The sequence below is a fragment of the Marinirhabdus gelatinilytica genome (genome assembly GCF_003353425.1).
GTDB classification, from domain to species: domain Bacteria; phylum Bacteroidota; class Bacteroidia; order Flavobacteriales; family Flavobacteriaceae; genus Marinirhabdus; species Marinirhabdus gelatinilytica.
Genome location: NZ_QRAO01000001.1, coordinates 120,603 through 144,295 on the forward strand (window position 1 = coordinate 120,603; position 23,693 = coordinate 144,295).

A 23,693-nucleotide genomic window follows, 5' to 3' on the forward strand; every position below is an offset into this window, starting at 1 on the left:
TGGATTATTTTGTAATTTACAAGGCTTTAACACCTGTTTTTATGGATACTTCTACTGAACGGCACTACACCTTCGCTTTTTACAACCTTGAAAATCTGTTTGATACGGTAGATGATCCACATACCCTGGACGATGATTTTACGGAAACTTCAGATAGAAAATGGAATGAGAAACGTTTCAGAAAAAAGATAAAGAAGTTGGGAAGTGTCATACAGCAAATCGGGTACGAGGAGATTGGCTTCCCCCCAGTGCTGGTTGGTGTTGCCGAAGTAGAGAACAACTATGTATTGGAGCAATTGGTACACTCCAAGTTCCTTAAACAGAAAGAGTACGGCATCGTTCATTTTGAGTCCCCTGACGAACGCGGGATAGACACAGCCCTGCTCTACCGAAAAAAATATTGCACCGTTCTGAACGCCAAAGCACATCCCGTATATCTTGAAACCGAAACGGGCGAACGTGATTATACACGGGACATCCTGTGTGCGAAGCTAGAGCTGGAAGGACATCCATTTTACGTATTGGTGAACCATTGGCCCTCCAGAAGAGCAGGTGTGAAGGAAACCGCGCCAAAGCGAATGGTAGTAGCCAAAAAAAATATAGCGATCGTTAAAAATATTACTGCTGAGAACCCTGATGCAAGAATTGTGCTCATGGGCGATTTCAACGACGACCCGGAGAGTGAAAGCGTACAACATTTGGTAGCCAATGGCTTTTACAACCCTATGGAATTATTACTTACCCACGAGAGCGGGAGCCTATCACATAAAGGAGCTTGGAATTTGTTCGACCAGCTATTGGTTTCCCATAATTTTATGAAACCCTACAAAAATCCTTTTGCTTTTGAAGAGGCTAGTATATTCAACAAGAGACATTTAACCGAATATGAAGGCAGACGAAAAGGCAATCCTTTCCGTACATTTTTGGGGAGGCGGTATGCTGGAGGATTTAGCGACCATTTTCCTATATTTGTAAGGTTTTCGATGAACGGTTAGAAATATTCTTTAACAAGTCTTTTATCGGTAATTTCCTACGGTTCATCTAATAAAGAAAAAGACCTCTTTTTAAGACTAAAATTTATTTATTTTAGTACTTTAAAATAACACTATCACAACCTAAAATATGGATATAAAATTACCCTCAGTTACATTCCCAACATACCATATACTTCCAAAAAAAACATGCCTGTTCGTGGCAATAGCATCACTTTTGTTAACAGGTGTTGTTAGCGCACAAGGCCCCGGAAATCCTTTTGTGGACGCAGGACCAGACCAAACTATAGATTGTGCCTCTGGCGGCTGTACCGATATTACCGCAACATTTTTGGATATTGGTGAGACAGACACCTATAACGTAAGTTCTATACCCTACAACCCACCTTTCGCTTTTGATGGATTGGCAAACTCGCTGAACCCAGATTTCGATGATAGATGGTCTATCGTAGAGGATTTACCTTTCGATTTGTGTTATTTCACGAATACCGAAACACAGTTCCAAGTTGGTTCCAACGGGGTAGTACGCTTTGAGGTTGATCCAGGAGATATTTCGAACGGGTGGTCTTTTTCTGAAGACCTACCCAACAATACAAATGCAACACTCGCTGAAGCAAATGTATTTACCCCGGGACATGATATAGACCCTTCCGTTTCTTCAACCGAAGAAATAGGATACGAAGTAATTGGGACTGCACCAAACAGAGTGTTGGTAGTAGCGTATTTTGAAGTGCCTATGTTCTCTGGATCTTGTAACTCCTTGCTGGCTACACAAATGGTAGTTTTCTACGAAACTACAAATGTAATAGACATATATATACAGGATAAACCCTCTTGTCCTTCTTGGAATAGCGGGAACGCAGCCTTGGGTATACAAAACAACGATGGAGACTTGGCATTTGTACCACCCGGCCGAAACACCAGCGACTCTCCCTGGACCGCCACAAATGAAGCTTGGCGTTTTACTCCTGCTGGAGACAGTGTGATAGAATTTTCCTGGTTGGATGCCGACGGAAACACAATAGGAACCACCCCAACCTTGAATGTATGTCCTACAGACCCAGTAACCACCTATACAGCACAGGTAATATATACCAACTGTAATGGAGACACCGTGACCGTGACCGACGATGTGGAAGTTACCCTAGATGGCACTACCGATTTAGAAGTTGATCTAGGCGAGGACCTAACATTTTGTGATACACCAAGCTATGAAATTGTTCCAGAAATCACGGGAGATCCTACAGGAGCAACTTATTTATGGACACCCAATGGCGAGACCACACCTACTATTACCGTAAGCACAACCGACACCTACGGAGTAACAGTAACCAAGGATGGTTGTTCCGTTTCGGACGAAGTTGATATAACATTCTTAACAGCTCCCTGTGACATTGAACCACTTTGTGGCATGACAGACTTTAGTGAAGATTTTGGAACTGGTACAGGAAGGGAATGTATAGACCCCGCCGTAGCTACTACAACATATACATGTAACCTAGGGGGGCAGATTGAAGATGGCGAATATGTATTGACCAATATTTCTGATGGATTGAACACTGGCTGGCACACGGGAATGGAAGACCACACCCCTGGAGATGTTGACGGACGTGCATTTTTTGTAAATGCAGACTTTACCGTAGGTGAATTTTATAGAAGAACCATCACCCTGGACGCCGACACAAACTACAGCTTTGGCGCGTGGATTACCACTATGTACGATACCGACACTACTATTTGCGGTGGGAACAGCATCCCCTCAAACGTGATTTTTAGGATTGAAGATCCTACAGGAACAATGATTGCTGAAACCAACACGGGTGATATACCAAACGGTCCCGAGCCCAATTGGCAGCAGTTCTTCATCAACTTTAACACAGGAAACAATACCGATATTCAATTGGTGCTCATAAACAATTCCATTGGGGGTTGTGGAAACGATCTTGCATTGGATGATATAACGCTAGAACTCGCTACTGACATACCTGTTATTGTTACACCGGACGATTTGAGCGTGTGCGACGAAAACAACGATGGTGTTGAAGTGTTTGATCTTACCGTTCAAATTCCAACAATTTTAGATGGTCAGGATCCGGCAGATTTCAACATTACCTTCCACAATACATTATTGGATGCTGAAGCAGGACAACTTGCAATCGACGATCCAACAGCGTACAGCAATACTGTAAATCCAGAAACTATTTATGTAAGAGTGGAGCGTGTAGAACAGGAAACATGTTTTAGCACAGTAGCATTCGACTTAATTTTAAATGCCATCATAGATCTTACAACCGATCTCCCTACAGAAGTGAACCTTTGTGATGATGAAGTGATCCCAGCCTTGGACGCTTCCCCCACCAATCAAGGTATAGATCTCACTCAAGTTATGTATGAATGGACTGATGAAGATGGCGTGGTTGTTTCTACAAATCCAATATTCACACCTGCTACAAGCGGCACGTATACGGTAGTGGTTACACTCCCTCCTTGTAGTGAAAACACGTTTACGGTGGTAGTCGATATAACCGAAAAACCAACGCTGGATTTAGGAGCAGACCAAGTACTTTGCGATGGCGGCGCATACGAGATTGTTCCTATGATTACAGGAAACACCACTGGCATTACATATGATTGGAGCACAGGGGAAACCACTCCAACCATTATTGCAGATGCTACAGGAACTTATGAATTGACCATTACTGTGGGTAATTGTACCGTAAGTGACTCGGTGGATGTGTTCATCTCAGACCCTATTGAAGCATCCATTGGTGAAGATTTTGAAACCTGTCCAGAAGAAATACAAGTATTAACAGTTACTACTTCGGCGCAAGACCCCACCTTCCAATGGTTCTTAAATGGTGATATCCTAACGGGAGAAACCAACGCTACTCTAGAAATTGAGTTGCCAGCCGAAACTATGGGCACACAAATTTATAGTGTAGTGGTAACAGAAGGTGAATGTACTGGAGAAGCAGAGATAGGCGTAACCCTTTACGATGTGGGCAACTGCACCATTTCGCAAGGAATCTCTCCCAATAACGATGGCTTTAACGACATCCTGGACCTTACGTTCCTCAATGACAGGACAGGCATAACAAACCTCCAGATTTTTAACAGGCTAGGAACCCTTGTTTATGAAAAAACAAATTACATAAACGAATGGCAAGGCCAAACAACCGATAACGAAGAACTACCAACCGGAACATATTTTTATGTTTTGGATCTTGCGGGCGATGACTCAGTGTATGGCACCCAAGCATCTGGTTGGATATATTTAAATAGAGAAGCAAACTAAACAATTATGAAAAAAAACGTACTCCTCTTTTTCTCAATAATTGCTGTAACGGTTTCGTTTGCCCAGATAACGGTAGATGAAACCCTTACAACACAACAATTGGTTGAAGATATTTTAATTAACAGCCCATGTGCAGAAGTATCAAACTTTTCACAGAGCACCGGAACAGATTTTGGACAGGGCAACGGAATTGGCGCTTTTAACGCCAATGGATCTACTTTCCCTTTTAATGAAGGGGTTATATTGAGTTCTGGGTTTATAAGTAATGCCCCAGGACCTAACAACTCACTACACAGTGATGGAACATTTACGTGGCCTGGCGATGCAGACCTAGAAGCAAACACAACTGCAACCAGTACCAACAATGCCTCTTGGATCCAGTTCGATTTTGTACCCTTTTTGGAAGAAATCAGCTTTAACTTCATTATGGCTTCTGAAGAATACAACCAAAATTTTGAATGTTCCTTTTCAGATGCATTCGCATTTATCCTTACTGACCAAACAACCGGAACAGTACAAAACTTGGCCGTATTACCAGGCACTACCACACCCATTGAAGTAACCAATATTCGGTACGAGGTTAGTGGGCAATGTCCCGCAATAAACGAGCAGTTTTTTGGGCAATACAATTTCCAACCTATTGCAAATCCTTTAGCACCTTCTATTCCAGCAGCAGATTCCCCCATAGATTTCAATGGCCAGACTGTTTCTCTTACGGCAGTGGGAACCGTTACGCCAGGAAATGATTACACTATAAAACTGGTCGTAGCAGATGAGACAGATACCGCTTACGATATCTCAGTATATCTCGAAGCCGGTAGTTTTGACCTTGGTAACGTGAACCTTGGGGACGACATTACACTTGGAGATCCTGAAGCACAATGCGAAGGAGATATTTTAACTTTAGATTCAATGATAGATCCTGCCGATGCTACATTCAAGTGGTTTGCAGATGGAACTGAAATCATTGGTGAAACAGGACCTACACTGGATGTATCCATTACGGCGCTCTATGCCGTTGAAGTAACCTACACCCAAGGGAGCAATTGTGTTGCTACCGACGAAATCTTGGTTGAGTTTTTCGCACCCCCAGCTTTCGATTTAGGAGCAGATCAGCAAAGTTGCTTTCTAGAGCCAGTGACTTTAGATGCCACTCCTATAAATTATGCTGTAGCAGATGTAAACTTTCAATGGTTTATGGACGGTGTAGCAATCCCCGGAGAAACCAACCCGACATACGATGTAACAACACCCGGTTTTTACGAAGCCGAAGTTTCCATACAAAGCTGTATACAAACTGAAGGTGTGAATTTTGAAAACCTCAACGATATAGATTTCGAACTAGGGCCAGACTCAGACGATTGTTTTGTAACCCCTGTCCTTCTAGATGCAACTCCAACAAATTATGCTTTGGCAGATGCCTCTTTCCAATGGTTCTTGGACGGAAACCTTATTCCAGGTGAAACGGGACCTACACTTGCCACTAATGGTCCCGGAACTTACGAGGCCGTTGTCTCGGTAGGTACTTGTGAAAATACCGATAGTGTTACCCTTTCAAACTCTGATGACATTGATATTGAATTGGGAGACGATGTAACTTCCTGTTTCGTAGACCCCGTATTGCTTGACGCTACCCCGTCAAACTATAATGTTGCAGATGCTACATTTGAGTGGAGCCTTGACGGAACGGTTATTCCGGGAGAAACAAACGCTACATTGAATGCCACTGAAGCGGGCACTTACAGTGTCTTGGTAACAGTGGGGACCTGTGAAGCAACAGATAGTGTTACACTATCCCAAGGTTCTTTCACCGTAGATTTAGGTGAAGATTTTGAAACGTGCTTTGAGAACAGTGCAACACTCACAGCCGAAATCTCTGGTGAAGACCCAGCAAACGCTACCTACCAATGGTTTGTGAATGGCGTAGAGCTCGTTGGCGAAACCAGCAGCAGCATCCCTATCCTTGAACCCGGGGATCATTCGGTAGTGGTAACCATAGGAAGCTGCGTAGAAACTGATGAAGTATTCATTGGCCTACGAAGTGATGTTTCTGTAAGTATTGTAGAATCCGACTTTAAAACCTGCCCAGAGGAATTAAACATTCTTACCGCAGTAACAGACGAGGAAAATGCAACGTTCCAATGGTTCAAGAACGGTAATCCAATCCCTAATGAGACCAATAGCACGCTAGAATTCTCGTTGGAAGACGGAGAGTCTGGGATCCAAACATTCAGCGTGGTGATTACTCTAGGTGATTGTACTGCTGAGGATGATATTTCAATACAACTATACGATATTGGCAACTGCGCGATCTCACAAGGGATATCGCCAAACGGAGATGGTTTTAACGATATCCTTGATCTTGAGTTCCTTTCAGATAGAACCGAAGGAATTGCAGATTTCAAAATTTATAACAGGCACGGCCTATTGGTCTTTGAACAAACCAACTATATAAACGAGTGGTTTGGACAAACAGATGAAGGTGACGAACTCCCAACGGGGACCTATTATGTAATCATGACATTCAACCAAGAAGACCCCGTGTACGGGAACCAATACGCTGCTTGGATATATCTAAACCGCGACGCTAACTAAAATTACTCAACCACACAAAAAATAAACACAAACACAATGAAGAAAATACTCATACTCACCCTTATTGCAGCTTTCTTTTGGTCACAGGACTCGCAAGCACAACAGGACCCACAGTACACACAGTATATGTACAATATGAATGTGGTAAACCCTGCCTATGCCGGTAGCAAGGAAAGCCTTTCTATAACAGCCTTGTACCGTAAACAATGGTCTGGTCTGGACGGTGCTCCAGAAACATTCACGGTTTCCGGTCACTCCCCTATAAGCGACAAAATAGGCTTGGGACTCTCTGCCATTAAAGATGAGCTTGGTCCCATTAGTGAAACCAATGTATATGCAGATTTCTCTTATACGCTAGATCTTGGAGCAACCACTAAGCTTGCCTTTGGTCTAAAAGCCGGGGTAACATTCCACGATGTAGGGCTAACAAGTTTAGAGTTGCAGGATCCTGGAGACCCTTTCTTCTCCCAGGATATAAACAACACCTACCCCAATATAGGTGCAGGTGCATTTCTTTATGGAGACAACTACTACATAGGCCTCTCCGTACCCAATATGCTAAACTCTGTACACTTAGATGAAAACGGGTTAAAATATGGTAATGAGACAAACCACTACTTTGCAACTGCGGGATATGTGTTTCAAGTATCTGACAATTTCAAGCTGAAACCTTCAGTATTGGTAAAATCTGCTTTCGACGCTCCTTTGTCTTTCGATGGAAACCTGAACGCACTCTTTTACGATATGTTCGAAATAGGTGCCAGTTACAGGCTGGACGATTCCTTTAGTGGCTTGGTAGGTTTCCAGGCAACAGATTTTATTCGCATAGGATATGCTTACGATAGAGTAATTTCAGACATTGAAGCCGTAGCAAGCTCCTCTCACGAAATTATCTTGACCTTCGACCTTATGTTCAAGAAAAGAACCCTACGCTCACCTAGATACTTCTAATAACCAAAAATAATTTCATTCAAAATGAAAAAAATATATACCATACTATTTCTTTTAGCAATAAGTACAACAATTAGTACTGCGCAGAACAAAGACACCAAAAAAGCAGACGAACTATACAAGCGCCTTCAGTATACAGATGCTGCAGAAGCCTATCAAAAACTCCTCAAAAAAGGAAAAGGCAGTCGCTATGTATTTGAACAATTGGGTAACAGTTACTATTATATCAACGATACCAAGAAAGCCGAAACATACTACAAACGTGTAGTAAAAGGCAGAAAAGTAAATGCTGAAACCGTTTACAACTATGCCCAATCCCTTAAGTCCAATGGAAAATTTAGCGACTATAACGACGCTATGAAACAGTTTGCAGAACTGGCTCCAAACGATTCTCGTGCCGTTGAGTTTATGAAAAACCCCAACTATGTCCCAAAGTTAATGGAGAAAAACGCTAAGTTTTCTGCCACTAATATGAAGGATATCAATACTGAGTATTCAGAATTTGGAGGTACTATGGTTGGTAAGGACTTTTATTTCTCTTCAGCCAGAAACACCTCAAGAAGAAAATACGGTTGGAACGAGCAACCTTACCTAGACATCTATAAAGCTGAAGATGTTGGAGGTACCATTAAAAATGCCGATTTGCTGGACAACAAGCAAATAAACACAAAATACCATGAGGGCAACATTGCCATCACCGCAGATGGTAAGCGTATGTATTTTGACCGTAACGATTACTACAAAGGCAAGTACGATAAAAGTGAGGAAGGCGTTAACCAAATAAACCTGTACTATGCAGAGTGGGTTGCTGGTGAGTGGAAAGATGTGCAATCTGTTGCTTTTAATAGCGATGAGTACTCAACAGGTCACCCTGCCCTTAGCCCAGATGGAAACACATTGTACTTTGTAAGCGATATGCCCGGTGGAAAAGGGATGAGTGATATTTATAAAGTTTCAGTAAGCAAGGATGGCTCCCTAGGAACACCTGAACGCTTAGGAGACAACATTAACACCGAAGGAAAAGAAGTATTCCCATTCATCGATGCCAATGGCGATCTTTATTTTGCCAGTAACGGCCATATGGGTCTTGGTGGGCTGGACGTATTTTATGCCCCTGCGCAAGGAAGTGGCTTTGGCGAAGCCAAAAATATGGGATTGGGCGTAAACAGTTCGGATGATGATTTTGCTTTCAGATATAACCCGGCAACCGAAGAAGGTTTCATCTCATCAAACCGAAGCGGTGGTAAAGGAAGTGACGATATATACCAAATAAAGCAACTGGAGCCATTGTGCGAAGTAGAAATGATCGTTCAGGTTGTAGACGAGTCCAACAATGCCCCAATTGCTGGTGCAAGAGTAGATATGTATGATACAATGGGCAATAAGCTAAGCACCAAAACTGCAGGACCGGACGGCAAAGTTACTTTTATCGCTGAATGTGAAAAAGAGCACGAAGTACAAGCAGTAATGGCAGATTATGAAAGCAACGCCATAGATGTAGAGATGGCAAGTGACGTAACATTAAACAAGACCATTGCCCTTAGACCTATAGAGGAACTAATCGTTGACGATAAGGTAGTATTGAACCCTATCTATTTCCCGCTGGACAAGAGCAATATTACTCCTAAAGCCGCTTTCGAGCTAGACAAATTGGTGGCTATCATGAAAAAATATCCAGACATGGTAATCAAAGCCGAAAGCCATACAGACAACCGTGCTAGCGATGCCTATAATATGGATCTTTCAGAAAGAAGGGCTCAGAGCACTGTACAGTATGTAATTTCTAAAGGAATAGACAAATCTAGAATAAGTGGCGAAGGATTTGGAGAAACCAGACCCAAAATTGCTTGCGGAGCTAATTGTACCGAAGAACAGCACCAACAAAACAGAAGGTCAGAGTTTATTATCGTTGAAAGATAATAACCCTAATTAACCAATAACCCTCTACAAACCCATTGCAAATTTTGCAATGGGTTTTTTTATACGAACAACCCCCACCAGAATTCCCATAATTTTAAAACTCTATGATTTCATAGAGGAAAACGTTTTATTTCCTGTGTAGTTTTATAATCCCAAAAAAATCTACACCTCTTGCCTACTTCATGCTTTGGTTTTAAAAGTTGGACAACTCAACGCATAAATCGTAAAGACTTGAAAAGAATACTTACATTAACTGCATTATTAATTGGCTATGCCACATTCTCACAAGTAGGTATAAACACTACAACACCCAACCCAAGTAGTGCCTTGGATATAGAGAGCACCAGTAGCGGTCTGTTAATCCCAAGAATGACCCAAGCGCAACGCGACGCCATTACTACCCCAGCAACTGGTCTCATGATCTTTCAAACCAACAACTCACCAGGGTTCTATTATTACAATGGGAGTACGTGGGGTAATGTAAGTGAGACCACAGATGCAGATTGGTTTGAGGTAGGGGGCACTACACCACCAGACAACATTAACGATAATTTGTATACCCAAGGAAATGTAGGAATTGGGCAAACAACAGTATCCAATGGTAAACTGGGTATTACCAACGACTATTCCAATAGTAGTTCTACTGTTTATCTTACCTCAACAGGTACTGGAGCAAACACTGGATCTATGTATGGGTTTTACAACAGGTTATTAGTCTCCAGCGTAGTACAAGCACGAGGACTTATGAACCGTTTTGAAGGCTCTGATATCACAAGGATAACTGGAGTCCGAAACGAATTTTTGACCACAGGAACAGGATCTCGTTACGGAATGTACAATTTCTTCGGAAGTACTGGCACACCTTCATATCGAGCCGGTATAGAAAATAGTTGGACCGGTGGTACAGCATCAACAAATTATGGGTTGGCAAACAAATCTGCTCCCGCCTATACTATTTCAGGAAATCTATACGGCACATACAATCTTTTCCAATCTCAAGGTAATGGGGACAGGTATGGGGCGTACAATTCTATCTCTGGAAGTGGTAGTGGCGAGAAATATGGCACCTACAACAGCATCCCAAGTACCGCAGGGGGAACACATTATGGGGTGTATAGCGATGTGCAAAATGCTTCAGGATATGCAGGTTACTTTCTGGGTCGTACTTATATTTCTGGGCAGGTAGGGGTTAACTTTACAAATCCAACCTATGCAATTCACCTTCCTAATAACGTAAGTACTTCTATGGGAAGTGGACAGGCATTTGGATGGGATACCTATAGCGATGGAAGGGTTAAAACAAATCAAGAAGCCCTAAAAAAAGGACTTGTTGAGATTTTAATGTTAGAGCCCAAATCATACTTTCATCATAATTCAGAATTCGTAGATAGCACGTTAACTCTAAAAACGGAGGGGGAAAATACTATAGGGTTTATTGCCCAAGAACTATACAATATTCTGCCTGAAGCAGTGCAAAAACCACAGAATGAAAACATTTCACTCTGGTCTGTTGATTACAATAAATTAGTCCCAGTGATTGTAAAGGCTATTCAGGAAATGAACACAGAAAACGAAAAGCTCGAGAAAAAGATAAAATCCCTTGAGACAAAGTTGGGGCAATATATCTTACTGGAAGCACGGCTTTCAGCTCTAGAAGAAGAAACTAACAAGGTCATAAACACCGAAGGATTTACTTCAGAAAACAACTAAATTCATGTTTTGAGTGTCACATCTTACAAATTATGGAGATGTGAAAAAAGGCCGCTTTGAGGAGAGCGGCCTTTAATTTGGCAGTATTTTTATAAAAATCTCATCATTCCGCAAACGCTTTCTCCCCGCTTGCTTCCTGCGCCTTGAATTTCTGGACCAGCTCCAATGCATCCGGCACCACATCACTACATAAAATAATGAGCGAATCCTTTTTGGCATTGTTAACCGCATAGGTGATAGCTTCCTTTTCTGAAGGGATCACGGTTGTCTTCATATCTGGATTTTTCATCTTTATACCATCTTCCAACATTTTTATCAATTCCTCTTCGGTCTTTCCACGGAGGCGTTTGTCTTGGCGAATAATGATTTCGTCGCTCATTTCAGCAGCAATGCTTCCTATCATATTGTTATCCTCCTCCCTTCTATCGCCTATTCCTGCAATGATACACACTTTATGTGACGCTTCCAGATTATCTGAAAAATCCTTTAGTGCTCTCATCCCAGCTGGATTGTGTGCATAATCCAGCAATATCTTGAAATTTTCAAATTTGAATAAATTCAATCTACCAGGGGTTTGGGCTGCACTGGGTATAAATGTTTCCAGGGCAACTTTCATATCTTCAATCCTAATACCCTGTACATTGGCCGCCAAGACCGCCGCCAACACATTTTGAATCATAAAACGTGCTTTCCCGCCGTAGGTCAGGGGGATATCTTCAGCTTTCATGACGCGCATTTTCCATTCTCCCTTACAAATGGTCACATATCCATTTTCATACACGGCCGTAATTCCGCCACGGCGCTGTAATGCCTTGATACGGGTGTTGTTTTCGTCCATGGAGAACAATGCAAGGTTGCAATTTATATTTCGTCGCATTTCGTATACCAGGTCATCGTCTGCATTTAATATAGCATAACCGTCTGGCAATACAGTTTCGGGAACCACACCTTTAACACGGGCCAGTTGATCTATGGTATGGATTCCCTTTAGCCCTAAATGGTCTGCTGCTACATTGGTTACAACCGCCACATCGCAATTCTTGAAGCCCAACCCGGCACGTAGCAATCCACCGCGCGCACATTCCAACACCGCAAAATTAACGGTTGGATCTTTTAGCACAAACTCTGCGCTGGCGGGACCCGTACAATCGCCAGTCATTAGCAACCTGTTTTGGATATAGACCCCATCACTGGTAGTATAACCCACTCGATGCCCCTTCATTTTTGCCATATGGGCAATTAGGCGGCTGGTCGTGGTTTTTCCGTTGGTTCCGGTTATGGCGGTAATGGGAATTCTTCCGGTATCGCCCTGTTTGGGAAACAATTTATCTATAACGGGAGCAGCGACGTTTCTGGGCAGGCCAGTGGTGGGCGCCAAATGCATCCTGAAACCTGGACCCGCATTTACTTCCAGCACGGCACCTCCAGTTTCGGAGAGCGGTTTGGTAATATCGGTGGTCATAATATCAATCCCACAAATATCAAGGTCTATAATTTTACTGATACGCTCTGCCATACTTACATTGGCAGGGTGTATAATATCGGTAATATCTTCTGCGGTTCCTCCAGTTGAAAGGTTTGCAGTGTCTTTTAAGATAAGTATTTCGCCTTCTTCCAGTACCGACTCTAATGCTTTGCCAGCATCTTTTATAATGGTTTTAGTGAGATCGTTCACGGTTATTTGAGTAAGCACTTTTTCGTGCCCGTACCCACGTCTTGGATCCTTATTGGTCTCGTCTATCAATTCCTGAACCGTAGATTTACCATTTCCAATAACATGTGCAGGTGTACGTTTGGCTCCAGCAACCAATTCGTTGTTTATTACTAGCAGCCTGTAATCTTCGCCCGTGATATATTTTTCTACAATTACCCTTCGGCTAACTTCCTTTGCCGCGTGAAAGGCTACCAGCGCATCTTCGTAATTTTGGATATCCACAGTGATTCCTCTCCCGTGGTTTCCATCAATAGGTTTTATTACCAACGGGAAGCCCACATAACGGCATGCTTCTTCTAGGCTTCGTTCTTTAGATATGATATCGCCTCTTGGCACTTCAACTTCGGCCTGCTCCAATAGGTATTTTGTATCCTCTTTATCGCAGGCCAGCTCCACACCAATAGAGGAGGTTTCAGAAGTAACGGTTGCCTGGATTCGTTTTTGGTTTGCGCCATAGCCTAATTGGCATAAAGAATATTGGTTCAACCGCAACCAAGGGATACCTCTACTCTCGGCCTCTTCAACTATACTGCCAGTACTGGGCCCCAACCTAGAGGATTCACGAAGCTCTCTCATGCGTTGTATATCTGGTTCCAGATCGTATTCCTCGGCAGCGATCAAGGCTTCACAAATTGCTACTGAAACTTTAGCAGCATAGCGACCTACACTTTCCTCCATATAGCTGAATACCACATTGTAAACACCAAGTTCCCCGTAATCTCGGGTTCTTCCGAAGCCTGTATCCATCCCGGCCAACGTTTGTATCTCCAAAGCAATGTGCTCTATGATATGTCCCATCCAAGTGCCTTCTTCCACACGCTGAAAAAATCCACCCGCTTCTCCCACACTACACCTATGGGAATACATAGATGGAAACATGGCCTTAAGCCTATCCAAAAATCCTGGGATCTTGTTACTGGGATAGTCTTCCATTTTTTCCAGGTCCAAAACCATAACAATTAATTTATGGCGTCTTATGGACCAATAATTGGGGCCACGCATTGCGTTTATCTCACGTATTTTCATAGAGGGTTGGTTTTTAATATGAATCTTTATAGTTGAAGAACATTCGTTAAATATATCATTTTTACGCTTAAAATCAGCTATTTTTGCACGTATTAAGAACATTGAGAATGAAAGCGAAAGGCACATTAATTCCTATAGGTGGAAATGAAGACAAGGGGATTGAAGAACACGAGGTTTATCACTTGGAATTTATTGAAGAAGGCATACTCTCCAGAGTTGTAAAAGAAAGTGGTGGCAAAGATGCTTTGATCATTATTATACCCACTGCCTCGAGCATCCCTGTTGAAGTGGGAGATAATTATCTGCAGGCCTTCGGAAAATTGGGTTGTACCAATCTACACGTAATGGACATTAGAGATCGTGAGCAATCTGAAAGCACAAAGAATATAGAGCTTATGAAAAAAGCCGCTTGTGTGATGTTCTCTGGCGGAAACCAGTCTAAAATAACCGAAAAGATAAGTGGCACTACCCTGCACAAGATTATGATGGAGCGGTATGAGAAAGAAAAATTTGTAATCGCAGGAACCAGTGCTGGTGCTATGTGTATGAGTGAAGAGATGATAGCTGGCGGAAGCAGTCAAGAATCATTTATCAAAGGAGCTGTAAAGATGAAAGAAGGGATGGCCTTTATTCCTGAATTGATCATAGACTCTCACTTTATCCGCCGTGGCCGTTTTGGTAGAATGGCCGAGGCAGTTGCCAAATACCCAGATCTTATAGGCGTAGGACTTGCGGAGGACACAGGGCTGGTTATAAAAAACAACACCTTTAAAGTGATAGGATCTGGAATGGTAATTTTGTTCAATGCAAGAAAAGCAAAGCACAACAACCATCATTTATTGGATGAGGGAACGCCCATGTCCTTGACCAATCTTAAAACGCATATCTTGGCCAATGGCGACCGTTTCAATATCAAGAAGAAACGGGTTAAGGTTTCACCTATGGAGTTGCCTGTTGTAGAGCGTTAATCCTTATAAATAAATACGCCTTCTTTATCAATAGTCTTATAGGCGCGGTACATCCCTTCAGTATTAAAGGGCATGGCTATGTTTCCTTGTGCGTCTACTGCAATAAGACCCCCATCGCCGCCAATTTCCAAAATTCGTTTGTGTATCACTTCATTGGTTGCTTCGGCCAATGACATTCCCTTGTATTCCATCAGGCAAGACACATCGTACGCCACCACACCACGAATAAAGAACTCACCGCTGCCCGTACAACTCACTGCACACGTTTTATTATTGGCATAATTACCTGCGCCTATCATAGGACTATCTCCCACACGCCCCCATTTTTTATTGGTCATCCCTCCCGTTGAGGTAGCTGCGGCAACGGTTCCAAAGGCATCACACGCTACTGCTCCAACGGTTCCAAATTTACTATCCTTCTTAACCGAATGGTCCAATTGAAAGGAGTCGCTGCCCTTCAAATCCTGCCATTGCTGGTAGCGGAATTCATCATAGAAATATTGCGATGTTACGATGTCGTAATTATTATCCTCTGCAAACCTAACAGCACCTTCGCCTGCCAGGAACACATGTTCGCTCTTTTCCATTACGTCCCTGGCTAGTGAAATCGGGTTTTTGATTCCCGAGACCAAGGATACGGCTCCTGCTCTTAGTTTCTTCCCTTCCATGATAGCGGCATCCATCTCGTGGGTACCTTCAGCAGTAAAAACACTCCCTTTACCAGCATTGAACAGAGGAGAGTCTTCCAACAACCTCACTGCCGCTTCAACGGCATCTAACGATGTTCCCTTTTTTTCCAAAATTGTATAACCAGCTTCCAAGGCTTGTAACAAAGCTTGTTTGTACGCAGCTTCCTTTTCAGCAGTCATCTGGCCTTTTAACAGCGTTCCAGCACCACCGTGGATGGCAAGGGAAAATGGTTTTGTGGACATATTTTATATTTTTCGGAAAAATACAAATCAAAAACCTATTATGTAACCAAGTCTTAATAATTCCTTCATATCGTACCCCCTTTTCTTTTTTACTTTTGAAGACAGTGAAATATATAGTTCCGAACGTTAAGGATTTTTAGCGTGAAGATAAAGCCGCTTTGAGGAGAGCGGTTTTTCTTTTTCAACAAAATTCTATTTTCTGAAGTGTTCTTGCTATTTTTGAAAGAATAAGTGATGTCCGTTCGAGTGCAGTCGAGAACTTGTAAGTTCAGGAATATTCATAAACCTCTCGACTGCGCTCGAGGCGACACTAATTTCAATGTCAGAACCAAAAAACCGACTCTTCCTAGTAGATGCCTATGCACTCATATTTCGTGGCTACTATGCCTTTATAAAAAACCCAAGGATCAATTCCAAGGGGCAGAACACATCTGCGATCATGGGTTTTATGAATTCACTTATTGATGTAGTAAAGCGCGAGCGCCCAAACCACCTTGCCGTGTGTTTTGACAAAGGTGGAAGTGTGGACAGGGTTGAAATGTTTGAAGAGTACAAAGCAAACCGCGACGAGACCCCAGACGATATTCGTTCGGCCATTCCAATAATTTGCGACATCCTAGAAGCCATGAAAATACCTATTATGGTAAAAGAAGGCTACGAGGCAGACGACGTAATAGGGACACTTGCCAAAAAAGCTGAAAAGGAAGGTTATAAAACCTATATGGTGACGCCCGATAAGGATTTTGCACAATTGGTTTCTGAAAATATATTTATGTACCGCCCAAAATCGTTTGGTGGTGGCTACGAAACTTGGGGCATCCCCGAAGTACAGAAAAAATTCGAGGTAGAACGTCCAGAACAAGTGATTGACTATCTGGGAATGATGGGCGATAGCAGCGACAACATTCCTGGGCTTCCCGGCGTGGGCGACAAAACAGCCAAAAAATTCATTAAGCAATTTGGTTCTATGGAAGGGCTGCTGGAAAATACCAACCAGCTTAAAGGCAAGATGAAAGAAAAAGTAGAGGCCAATGCAGAGTTGGGACTGCTTTCCAAAAAACTTGCCGCCATTATGTTGGATGTCCCCTTGGAGTTTAATTACGAAGATTTTGAGATGTGCCCGCCAGATACCGAAAAAGTCATGGAGATTTTTGACGAGCTGGAATTTAGACGGCTAAAGGACAATTTCCTAAAAGCCTTTTCCGTAGAAGGAATGGCAAGTATTGGCACAGAGCACCAACAAAAAGGCACAAATTCCGCCATTGAGGGGGGCAAGGGGGTTGTTCCCCAAGAAAGCGGGAAGCCCTCTCAATCCCCGTCGAAAGGGGCTAAGAAAGCTGCTGGATCTGGACAGTTTAGTTTGTTTGGTGGCAATGGTGAACCTTCAAAAACCGCATCAGATTTTAGCAGCCGCAAAACCATAAAAGATACCGAACATTTTTACCAAACCGTACAACCCGGTATGGGCACCAAGCTGTTCCTTCAAAATTTGATGAAACAGCAATCTGTATGTTTCGATACAGAAACTACAGGGCTCGACCCGATCACCGCAGAACTGGTTGGGATTGCTTTTTCGTGGGAAGCAGGCAAAGGGTTTTATATCCCATTTCCTCCCGAAAAGGAAAAGGCGCAAGCGCTTGTGGAACAATTTAGGCCATTTTTTGAGGCTACTGAAATTGAAAAGATCGGTCAGAATTTAAAATATGACATCAAGGTACTTCAGAAATATAATATTTCAGTAAAAGGAAAATTGTTCGACACTATGTTGGCGCATTACCTCATTAACCCGGATATGCGCCATAATATGGACGTACTCGCCGAAACCTATCTTAATTATACCCCCGTTTCCATAACCGAGCTCATTGGCAAAAAGGGGAAAAACCAAAAGTCCATGCGCGATGTCCCTGTTGAAGAACAGACCGAATATGCCGTGGAGGATGCAGACATCACCCTGCAGCTCAAAGAACATTTTGAAAAAGAGCTGGGGGAAGCCAATACCCAAAAGTTGTTCGATGAGATTGAAATTCCGCTGCTGCGGGTGCTGGCCGCTATGGAACTGGAGGGAATCAATCTGGACAAAGACTTTTTGAAAAGTTTATCCTCGGAACTGGATAGTGATATTAAAAATCTTGAGAGATCTATTTACGAAGAAGCTGGCGAAGAATTCAATATTGCGTCCCCAAAACAGTTGGGTGAGATTCTCTTCGGAAAGATGAAACTTATTGACAAACCTAAGAAAACGAAAACTGGACAGTATTCCACTGCCGAAGATGTTTTGAGCTACCTTGCCAAAGACCACAAGATTATTGCCGATGTCCTGGAATTCCGCGGGCTATCAAAGCTAAAAAGCACCTACGTAGATGCCCTCCCCGAACAAGTGGAACCCACCACCAACCGCGTACATACCGATTATATGCAAACCGTTGCCGCTACGGGGCGTTTGAGTAGTAACAACCCTAATTTACAAAATATTCCCATACGTACCGAGCGGGGCCGCCAAGTGCGAAAAGCGTTTGTGCCACGTAATGAAGACTATGTATTGTTGGCAGCAGATTATTCCCAGATTGAGCTTAGGATCATCGCTGCCCTTAGCGAGGAAGACACCATGATAGATGCCTTTAAAAATGGTGAGGACATTCACGCTTCCACAGCAGCGAAAGTATTCAACGTTCCTATAGACGAAGTGACCCGGGAACAGCGCAGTAATGCCAAAACAGTGAACTTTGGGATTATTTACGGCGTTTCGGCATTTGGGCTGAGTAACCAAACCGACTTGTCGCGAACCGAATCCAAAGAATTGATTGAAACCTATTACAAAACCTACCCCAAACTTAGGAACTATATGAGTGAACTGGTAGATTTTGCACGTGAAAACGGGTATGTACAAACCGTTTTGGGTCGCCGAAGGTATTTGAACGGCATCAACGGGAGCAATCAAGTTGTTCGTAGTGCTGCAGAACGGAACGCAGTGAACGCTCCCATACAAGGAAGTGCGGCTGATATTATAAAGATTGCCATGATCAATATTCACGAAAAACTTTCAGCAGGAAATTATAAAACAAAGATGTTGTTGCAGGTGCATGACGAATTGGTTTTTGACGTACATAAAGACGAGCTGGAGGAAATGAAAACGCTCATTAAGACCGAAATGGAAAATGCTTATATATTAAAAGTACCTTTGGATGTTGAAATAGGCCTGGGCGATAACTGGCTAGAGGCGCATTAATATTTAAATGTCTTATACCACTATGAAGAAATATTACACTATCATTTTATTATTTGTTGCGTTGCTTTCAGCAAATCATTCTTTTGCACAATGCGAGGATGTTACGGTAGCAAGTCTAACAAATCCCGGCCCTTTAAACGTAGCCACCCTTACAGAGGCAGATGGCATAAGAAATGGGCCTGATTATATGGGAGCCACCATTTATTATCCTACAGATGGCACACCTCCTTATAGTAGTATTGCGATAGTCCCCGGTTTTACGGCTACTCCTGCCAGCGTGGAGGAATGGGGACCTTTTTATGCTTCCCATGGCATTGTAACCATTATTATTGGCACCAACTCTCCCTTCGATTTTCCTGAGGAAAGGGCACTTGCGCTACTAGATGCACTAGAGACCCTTAGGGAGGAAAACATCAGGGCTTCCTCACCCCTGGAAGGCGATCTTGATCTTGATAAGTTTGCAGTGAGCGGTTGGTCTATGGGCGGAGGCGGAGCGCAACGGGCTGCAGTATTGGACAATACCATAAAAGGTGTGGTGGCATTATGTCCTTTTTTGTTTGATCCCTCTGTAAACCACCAAAGCCCGGTCTTGCTATTTAGTGGAGAAGATGACCCTACGGCCCCTCCAGCTCAACACGCAACACTGCATTATGAAAACACCCCCGAGACTACGGATAAACTCCTTTTTGAAGTTGCTGGCGGAAACCATTCCGTAGCAAACACACCTACAGGAGCCAATGGCCTGGTAGGGCAGATTGCTCTTTCTTGGCTACGTTTACATGTTCTTGAGGACGATTGCTATTGTCCCTTGCTCACAGAGGAACTTTTGGATAACCCTTCAGAAGCATCGGATATTAGAACAAACATAGAATGTGCTCCAATATTGAACGTTCAGGAACATACTATTGCCACAAGCATATACCCCAATCCTACCCAAAATAGGGTTACCGTGGCTATTGAAAACAACGTATATTTTGAAGTATATTCAACATTGGGACAGCTGTTGAAAAAAGGTTCCCTTACAGGAACAACTAAACAGATAGATCTCACTGACCTGGTCCAGGGAATCTATTACATCCGTATAAATGGTGAAACTATAAAAATACTGAAAAACTAAATTCAAGAAGCTTACGTTCATTCAGTTAAAATAAAACAAGCCAGTGCTATGATAACACTGGCTTGTATTGTTTAACGCATAAGTAGGAATAATATATTTAAAAATTTGTTAGAGGTACATTAATATCTATAGGCTGTATATATTATCACCACTGGATCTATAGCATTGGTAACGTTCAATGTAAATCCATCATGATTGAAACTGGTCAAGCTTGCATTGGTAAAACCTAGGTTATCTCCATTGTTATTGGTGTATCGCAACCCAATACAATGGCTACTGGATGCATATCTTGAAATATCGTTGATAGATGCTCCAGAACCCCCATTGAAAATAACCTGTTGCATTATTGCACTTCCTGTATCAAAAGCATAACCTTGCATAGAACCAAATGTATTTTCCTTTGTGTTATTATTGTTGCTTCCTGAGCTGTTATCATCATTAAGATTATAACTATCTACATTTGCATAAGCTGTAAACGTAACTCTCTTGGGAGTAAAGGGCACTCCCGTAATCGAAATGTTACCTGTTGCATTAATAATAGTTTTTCCTACATACACTGAGGGAGTACTATCTATTAAACCACTCCAAGAAGAACCATTCCAATAGTAGAACCCAGCATCAACAATACCTGATGCACCAGTATTATACACCAAGGTGCTTTCTACCAGACTGCCTGAATTAGGACTCACCACTGTTGTAACATCTGTATTTGATTGCAAATCGACTCTTGGAATGAGCACGCCGGTATTGGAAGATGTAATATCCAATGCCGCCTGTGGGTTGGTAGTAGAGATTCCAATTTGTGCTTGGGCTGTGCTTATGAATGTAAATAATAGTGTTGTGAGGAAAATTCGGAACATAAGTTATTTGAGTTTGATTTGGATATCTGTACTACAAAATAACGTAATATAAGGCGGCGAGGTTTTCCCAAAAAATCGGTTTTCGATATGTTGTAAGAATATTCGCTGAAAATCTTCTCTTTAGTAGTATTTTAAGGGTTTCAAAAGTTTTTATTAACAAAAAGTTTCGGCTTTTATTAACATTTAAACACCCAGGGCAATGAGAGAAATTCTAGTTATATTAGAGGAATGAAAAAAACTCTTCAAATAATAAATATAGTAGCGTTTCTAATCACAATATACTTCAACTACGCTTCCAGTGCAGGGGTTTTCAACAATACTACACAGGCTGACATTAGTGCAAACTACGAAACCCTCTTTACCCCTGCTGGCTATGCTTTTGCTATATGGGGTGTTATTTATTTTTTGGTGTTCGGTTTCATTGTGTACCAATCCCGAAGTCTCTTTGTAAAAGTGCGTGACGACGCTTTTATACTGAAAACTGGTTGGTGGTTTGTTTTAAGTTGTATTGCCAACAGCTTGTGGTGTTATTTGTTCGTTTCAGATTATATCTTGGTTTCAGTCTTCGTAATTTTCCTGTTGTTGTTTTGTTTGCTGAAGATTGTATGGAACAACCGCATGGAGTTGGACGACGAGCCTATATCGGTCATTGTTTTTCTATGGTGGCCATTCGTTATCTATAGCGGTTGGCTTACAGTTGCCTGTATTGCAAATGTTTCGGCTTATTTGGTAAAGATAGATTGGAACGGATGGGGTATTTCTGAAGTAACCTGGACGTTGTTTTTAATTGGTGTTGCCACCTCCATCAACCTCATAATTACGTGGTCTCGAAACATGCGGGAGTTTGCTTTGGCTGGAGCCTGGGCTTTAATTGCTATTGCAGTGGCCAATTGGGAAACGATAGGAGCTGTTAAGGTCTCAGCCTTGATCGCTGCCGGAATTTTAGTCGTAAGCAGTAGTGTGCATGCGTTTAAAAACCGAGCCACCAATCCTGCAACAAAATGTTTGGAGTACTTTAAACAAAGGTAAGTCTGGAAACACTTATTTTTCAAACTTCAGTTTCAGTTTCGATTTCATCAGACCATCCCCTAGCTATGTAGGAACCGCAAAGTTCACAAAGAAAGCTGCTGCGCAGGTTACCTTTTTATGGAAACAACCACCCACATCACGCAGAGAAATCCCTTTATTTCGATTTCGGTTTTCGGTTTCATTACACCATCCCCGAGTAAATTTTGAGCGCAAAGTTCCAAAAAAAAATAAAAGGGAAAGTTTCATTTTTTCTGGAACAACCACCCCTTTTACGTGGGGATAGCTATTTTTTTTCAAACTTCGGTTTCGGTTTTCGGTTTCGGTTTCATCACACCATCCCCTTAATATCGTTCCCCCACGTTGGATAGGCAAAAATCATGGCTTTAATGGCTTCACATTTCAGTTTTCCACACATTATGAGCACAAAAAGGTTTATCATTTCTCCAGCGTGGGGAGCGATTATGTGTGCCCCCAAGACCAATTTGCTCTTTGCATCTCGTATGGTTTTGTACGCATACGTTTTTTCGTTTACATGTTTTGCGTTGAACCATTCTGGAACAGATTTATACTCCACGAGGACCTCATAACCCTTTTCTGTTGCTTGCTTCTCAGTTAAGCCAATACTCGCCAATTGCGGATAGGTAAATACTACCGATGGCACTGGAGGAAAATCCATTTTTTCGGTATTTCCTTTTCGTATGTTTATGGAAACAATCCTCGACTCTTGTGAAGAAGTGGGTGTTAAGGGCAATGCCCCACTAGCCGAAACATCCCCACAAGCATACACGTTCTTATTTGTAGTATTTTGAAGGTATTCGTTTACAGAAATACCCTTTTTCTCAAACGCTACGTTTCCTTTTTCCAGGTCCAACTCATCAATAGACGGTACACGCCCAGCGGTATTGAATACAGCTTTCGCTTTCACAGATTCACGCTTTCCATTTTTATTGAAAAAAACCCGATAATTGGTTCGCAGCTTTTCAACCTCGGTTACTTCAGCATTGAAAATAAAATCGATCCCCAAATTTCCTGAAGCTTCCGTAAGGTACGTGACTATATCTTGCTCAAAATTCTGGAGCGGTGTATCGCCAAACTCAATTACGGTCACTTTACTTCCACAACGTGCCGCCACGTGGGCAAATTCCATCCCAATATATCCAGCACCAACAAAAACTATTTCTTCGGGCAATTCGGGCTGATGGATAAAATCGTCACTATGCAGCAAATGCTCTCTCCCTGGAATTTTCAGTTCCAGGGGCTTTTGTCCGGTAGCGATCACGATTGTATCTGCGGTTACGGTTTTCCCTTCTACTGAAAGTGTGTTTTCATCCAAAAATTTGGGCGACTGGTGGTACATT

Annotated in this window: 14 protein-coding genes; 10 read left to right on the top strand and 4 right to left on the bottom strand. The window is 42.4% G+C overall.

The window, feature by feature from the left end; translation table 11 throughout:
* Positions 1 to 41 precede the first annotated feature (41 nt).
* The 6 genes from C8D94_RS00530 (at position 42) to C8D94_RS00555 (ending at position 11,463) form a co-directional block, all read left to right on the top strand.
* On the top strand, positions 42 to 995 hold the full coding sequence (locus tag C8D94_RS00530) for an endonuclease/exonuclease/phosphatase family protein (protein ID WP_115122973.1): 954 nt from the start codon (positions 42 to 44) through the stop codon (positions 993 to 995).
* 127 nt (positions 996 to 1,122) lie between these two features.
* Positions 1,123 to 4,287: a gliding motility-associated C-terminal domain-containing protein gene (locus C8D94_RS00535; RefSeq protein WP_115121963.1), complete on the top strand. Its 3,165-nt coding sequence runs from the start codon at positions 1,123 to 1,125 to the stop codon at positions 4,285 to 4,287.
* Between the two features lie 6 nt (positions 4,288 to 4,293).
* Positions 4,294 to 6,882, top strand: coding sequence for a choice-of-anchor L domain-containing protein (locus tag C8D94_RS00540; protein WP_115121964.1), 2,589 nt, complete (start codon positions 4,294 to 4,296; stop codon positions 6,880 to 6,882).
* Between the two features lie 36 nt (positions 6,883 to 6,918).
* Positions 6,919 to 7,833 (top strand): PorP/SprF family type IX secretion system membrane protein, encoded by a 915-nt coding sequence (locus tag C8D94_RS00545; RefSeq protein ID WP_115121965.1) that lies wholly within the window; start codon positions 6,919 to 6,921, stop codon positions 7,831 to 7,833.
* A gap of 24 nt (positions 7,834 to 7,857) precedes the next feature.
* Positions 7,858 to 9,753, top strand: a complete 1,896-nt coding sequence (locus tag C8D94_RS00550) for an OmpA family protein (RefSeq protein ID WP_115121966.1) — start codon at positions 7,858 to 7,860, stop codon at positions 9,751 to 9,753.
* A gap of 231 nt (positions 9,754 to 9,984) precedes the next feature.
* Positions 9,985 to 11,463: a tail fiber domain-containing protein gene (locus C8D94_RS00555; protein WP_115121967.1), complete on the top strand. Its 1,479-nt coding sequence runs from the start codon at positions 9,985 to 9,987 to the stop codon at positions 11,461 to 11,463.
* Between the two features lie 103 nt (positions 11,464 to 11,566).
* On the opposite strand, the gene cphA is transcribed toward C8D94_RS00555, so the two are convergent.
* A complete protein-coding gene (gene cphA, locus C8D94_RS00560; protein ID WP_115122974.1) occupies positions 11,567 to 14,203 on the bottom strand; it encodes a cyanophycin synthetase in 2,637 nt (878 codons plus the stop codon).
* Positions 14,204 to 14,310: 107 nt separating this feature from the next.
* Between cphA and C8D94_RS00565 the strand changes: the two genes are divergently transcribed.
* A complete protein-coding gene (locus C8D94_RS00565) occupies positions 14,311 to 15,171 on the top strand; it encodes a cyanophycinase (RefSeq protein ID WP_115121968.1) in 861 nt (286 codons plus the stop codon).
* On the opposite strand, the gene C8D94_RS00570 is transcribed toward C8D94_RS00565, so the two are convergent.
* The gene (locus C8D94_RS00570; protein WP_115121969.1) at positions 15,168 to 16,103 is read right to left on the bottom strand and encodes an isoaspartyl peptidase/L-asparaginase family protein; all 936 of its coding nucleotides are present in this window, start codon (positions 16,101 to 16,103) and stop codon (positions 15,168 to 15,170) included. The genes C8D94_RS00565 and C8D94_RS00570 overlap by 4 nt on opposite strands.
* Positions 16,104 to 16,422: 319 nt before the next feature.
* Between C8D94_RS00570 and polA the strand changes: the two genes are divergently transcribed.
* Positions 16,423 to 19,329: a DNA polymerase I gene (polA, locus tag C8D94_RS00575; RefSeq protein ID WP_115121970.1), complete on the top strand. Its 2,907-nt coding sequence runs from the start codon at positions 16,423 to 16,425 to the stop codon at positions 19,327 to 19,329.
* 22 nt (positions 19,330 to 19,351) lie between these two features.
* A complete protein-coding gene (locus tag C8D94_RS00580; protein WP_115121971.1) occupies positions 19,352 to 20,446 on the top strand; it encodes a poly(ethylene terephthalate) hydrolase family protein in 1,095 nt (364 codons plus the stop codon).
* A gap of 119 nt (positions 20,447 to 20,565) precedes the next feature.
* On the opposite strand, the gene C8D94_RS00585 is transcribed toward C8D94_RS00580, so the two are convergent.
* On the bottom strand, positions 20,566 to 21,306 hold the full coding sequence (locus C8D94_RS00585; RefSeq protein ID WP_115121972.1) for a hypothetical protein: 741 nt from the start codon (positions 21,304 to 21,306) through the stop codon (positions 20,566 to 20,568).
* Between the two features lie 228 nt (positions 21,307 to 21,534).
* Here C8D94_RS00585 and C8D94_RS00590 point away from each other — a divergent pair, with 228 nt between their 5' ends.
* Positions 21,535 to 22,335 carry a tryptophan-rich sensory protein gene (locus C8D94_RS00590; RefSeq protein ID WP_115121973.1) on the top strand — a complete coding sequence of 267 codons (801 nt, stop codon included), beginning with the start codon at positions 21,535 to 21,537 and terminating at the stop codon, positions 22,333 to 22,335.
* Positions 22,336 to 22,663: 328 nt separating this feature from the next.
* Here the strand turns inward: C8D94_RS00590 and C8D94_RS00600 are convergent, their stop codons facing one another.
* Positions 22,664 to 23,692: a dihydrolipoyl dehydrogenase family protein gene (locus C8D94_RS00600; RefSeq protein ID WP_317047679.1), complete on the bottom strand. Its 1,029-nt coding sequence runs from the start codon at positions 23,690 to 23,692 to the stop codon at positions 22,664 to 22,666.
* Position 23,693: the final 1 nt, after the last annotated feature.

Coding starts and splice junctions, on each gene's coding strand:
- C8D94_RS00530 (WP_115122973.1), top strand. CDS start 42: ATGGATACTTCTACTGAACGGCACTACACCTTCGCTTTTTACAACCTT.
- C8D94_RS00535 (WP_115121963.1), top strand. CDS start 1,123: ATGGATATAAAATTACCCTCAGTTACATTCCCAACATACCATATACTT.
- C8D94_RS00540 (WP_115121964.1), top strand. CDS start 4,294: ATGAAAAAAAACGTACTCCTCTTTTTCTCAATAATTGCTGTAACGGTT.
- C8D94_RS00545 (WP_115121965.1), top strand. CDS start 6,919: ATGAAGAAAATACTCATACTCACCCTTATTGCAGCTTTCTTTTGGTCA.
- C8D94_RS00550 (WP_115121966.1), top strand. CDS start 7,858: ATGAAAAAAATATATACCATACTATTTCTTTTAGCAATAAGTACAACA.
- cphA (WP_115122974.1), bottom strand. CDS start 14,203: ATGAAAATACGTGAGATAAACGCAATGCGTGGCCCCAATTATTGGTCC.
- C8D94_RS00565 (WP_115121968.1), top strand. CDS start 14,311: ATGAAAGCGAAAGGCACATTAATTCCTATAGGTGGAAATGAAGACAAG.
- C8D94_RS00570 (WP_115121969.1), bottom strand. CDS start 16,103: ATGTCCACAAAACCATTTTCCCTTGCCATCCACGGTGGTGCTGGAACG.
- polA (WP_115121970.1), top strand. CDS start 16,423: ATGTCAGAACCAAAAAACCGACTCTTCCTAGTAGATGCCTATGCACTC.
- C8D94_RS00580 (WP_115121971.1), top strand. CDS start 19,352: ATGAAGAAATATTACACTATCATTTTATTATTTGTTGCGTTGCTTTCA.
- C8D94_RS00585 (WP_115121972.1), bottom strand. CDS start 21,306: ATGTTCCGAATTTTCCTCACAACACTATTATTTACATTCATAAGCACA.
- C8D94_RS00590 (WP_115121973.1), top strand. CDS start 21,535: ATGAAAAAAACTCTTCAAATAATAAATATAGTAGCGTTTCTAATCACA.
- C8D94_RS00600 (WP_317047679.1), bottom strand. CDS start 23,692: ATGTACCACCAGTCGCCCAAATTTTTGGATGAAAACACACTTTCAGTA.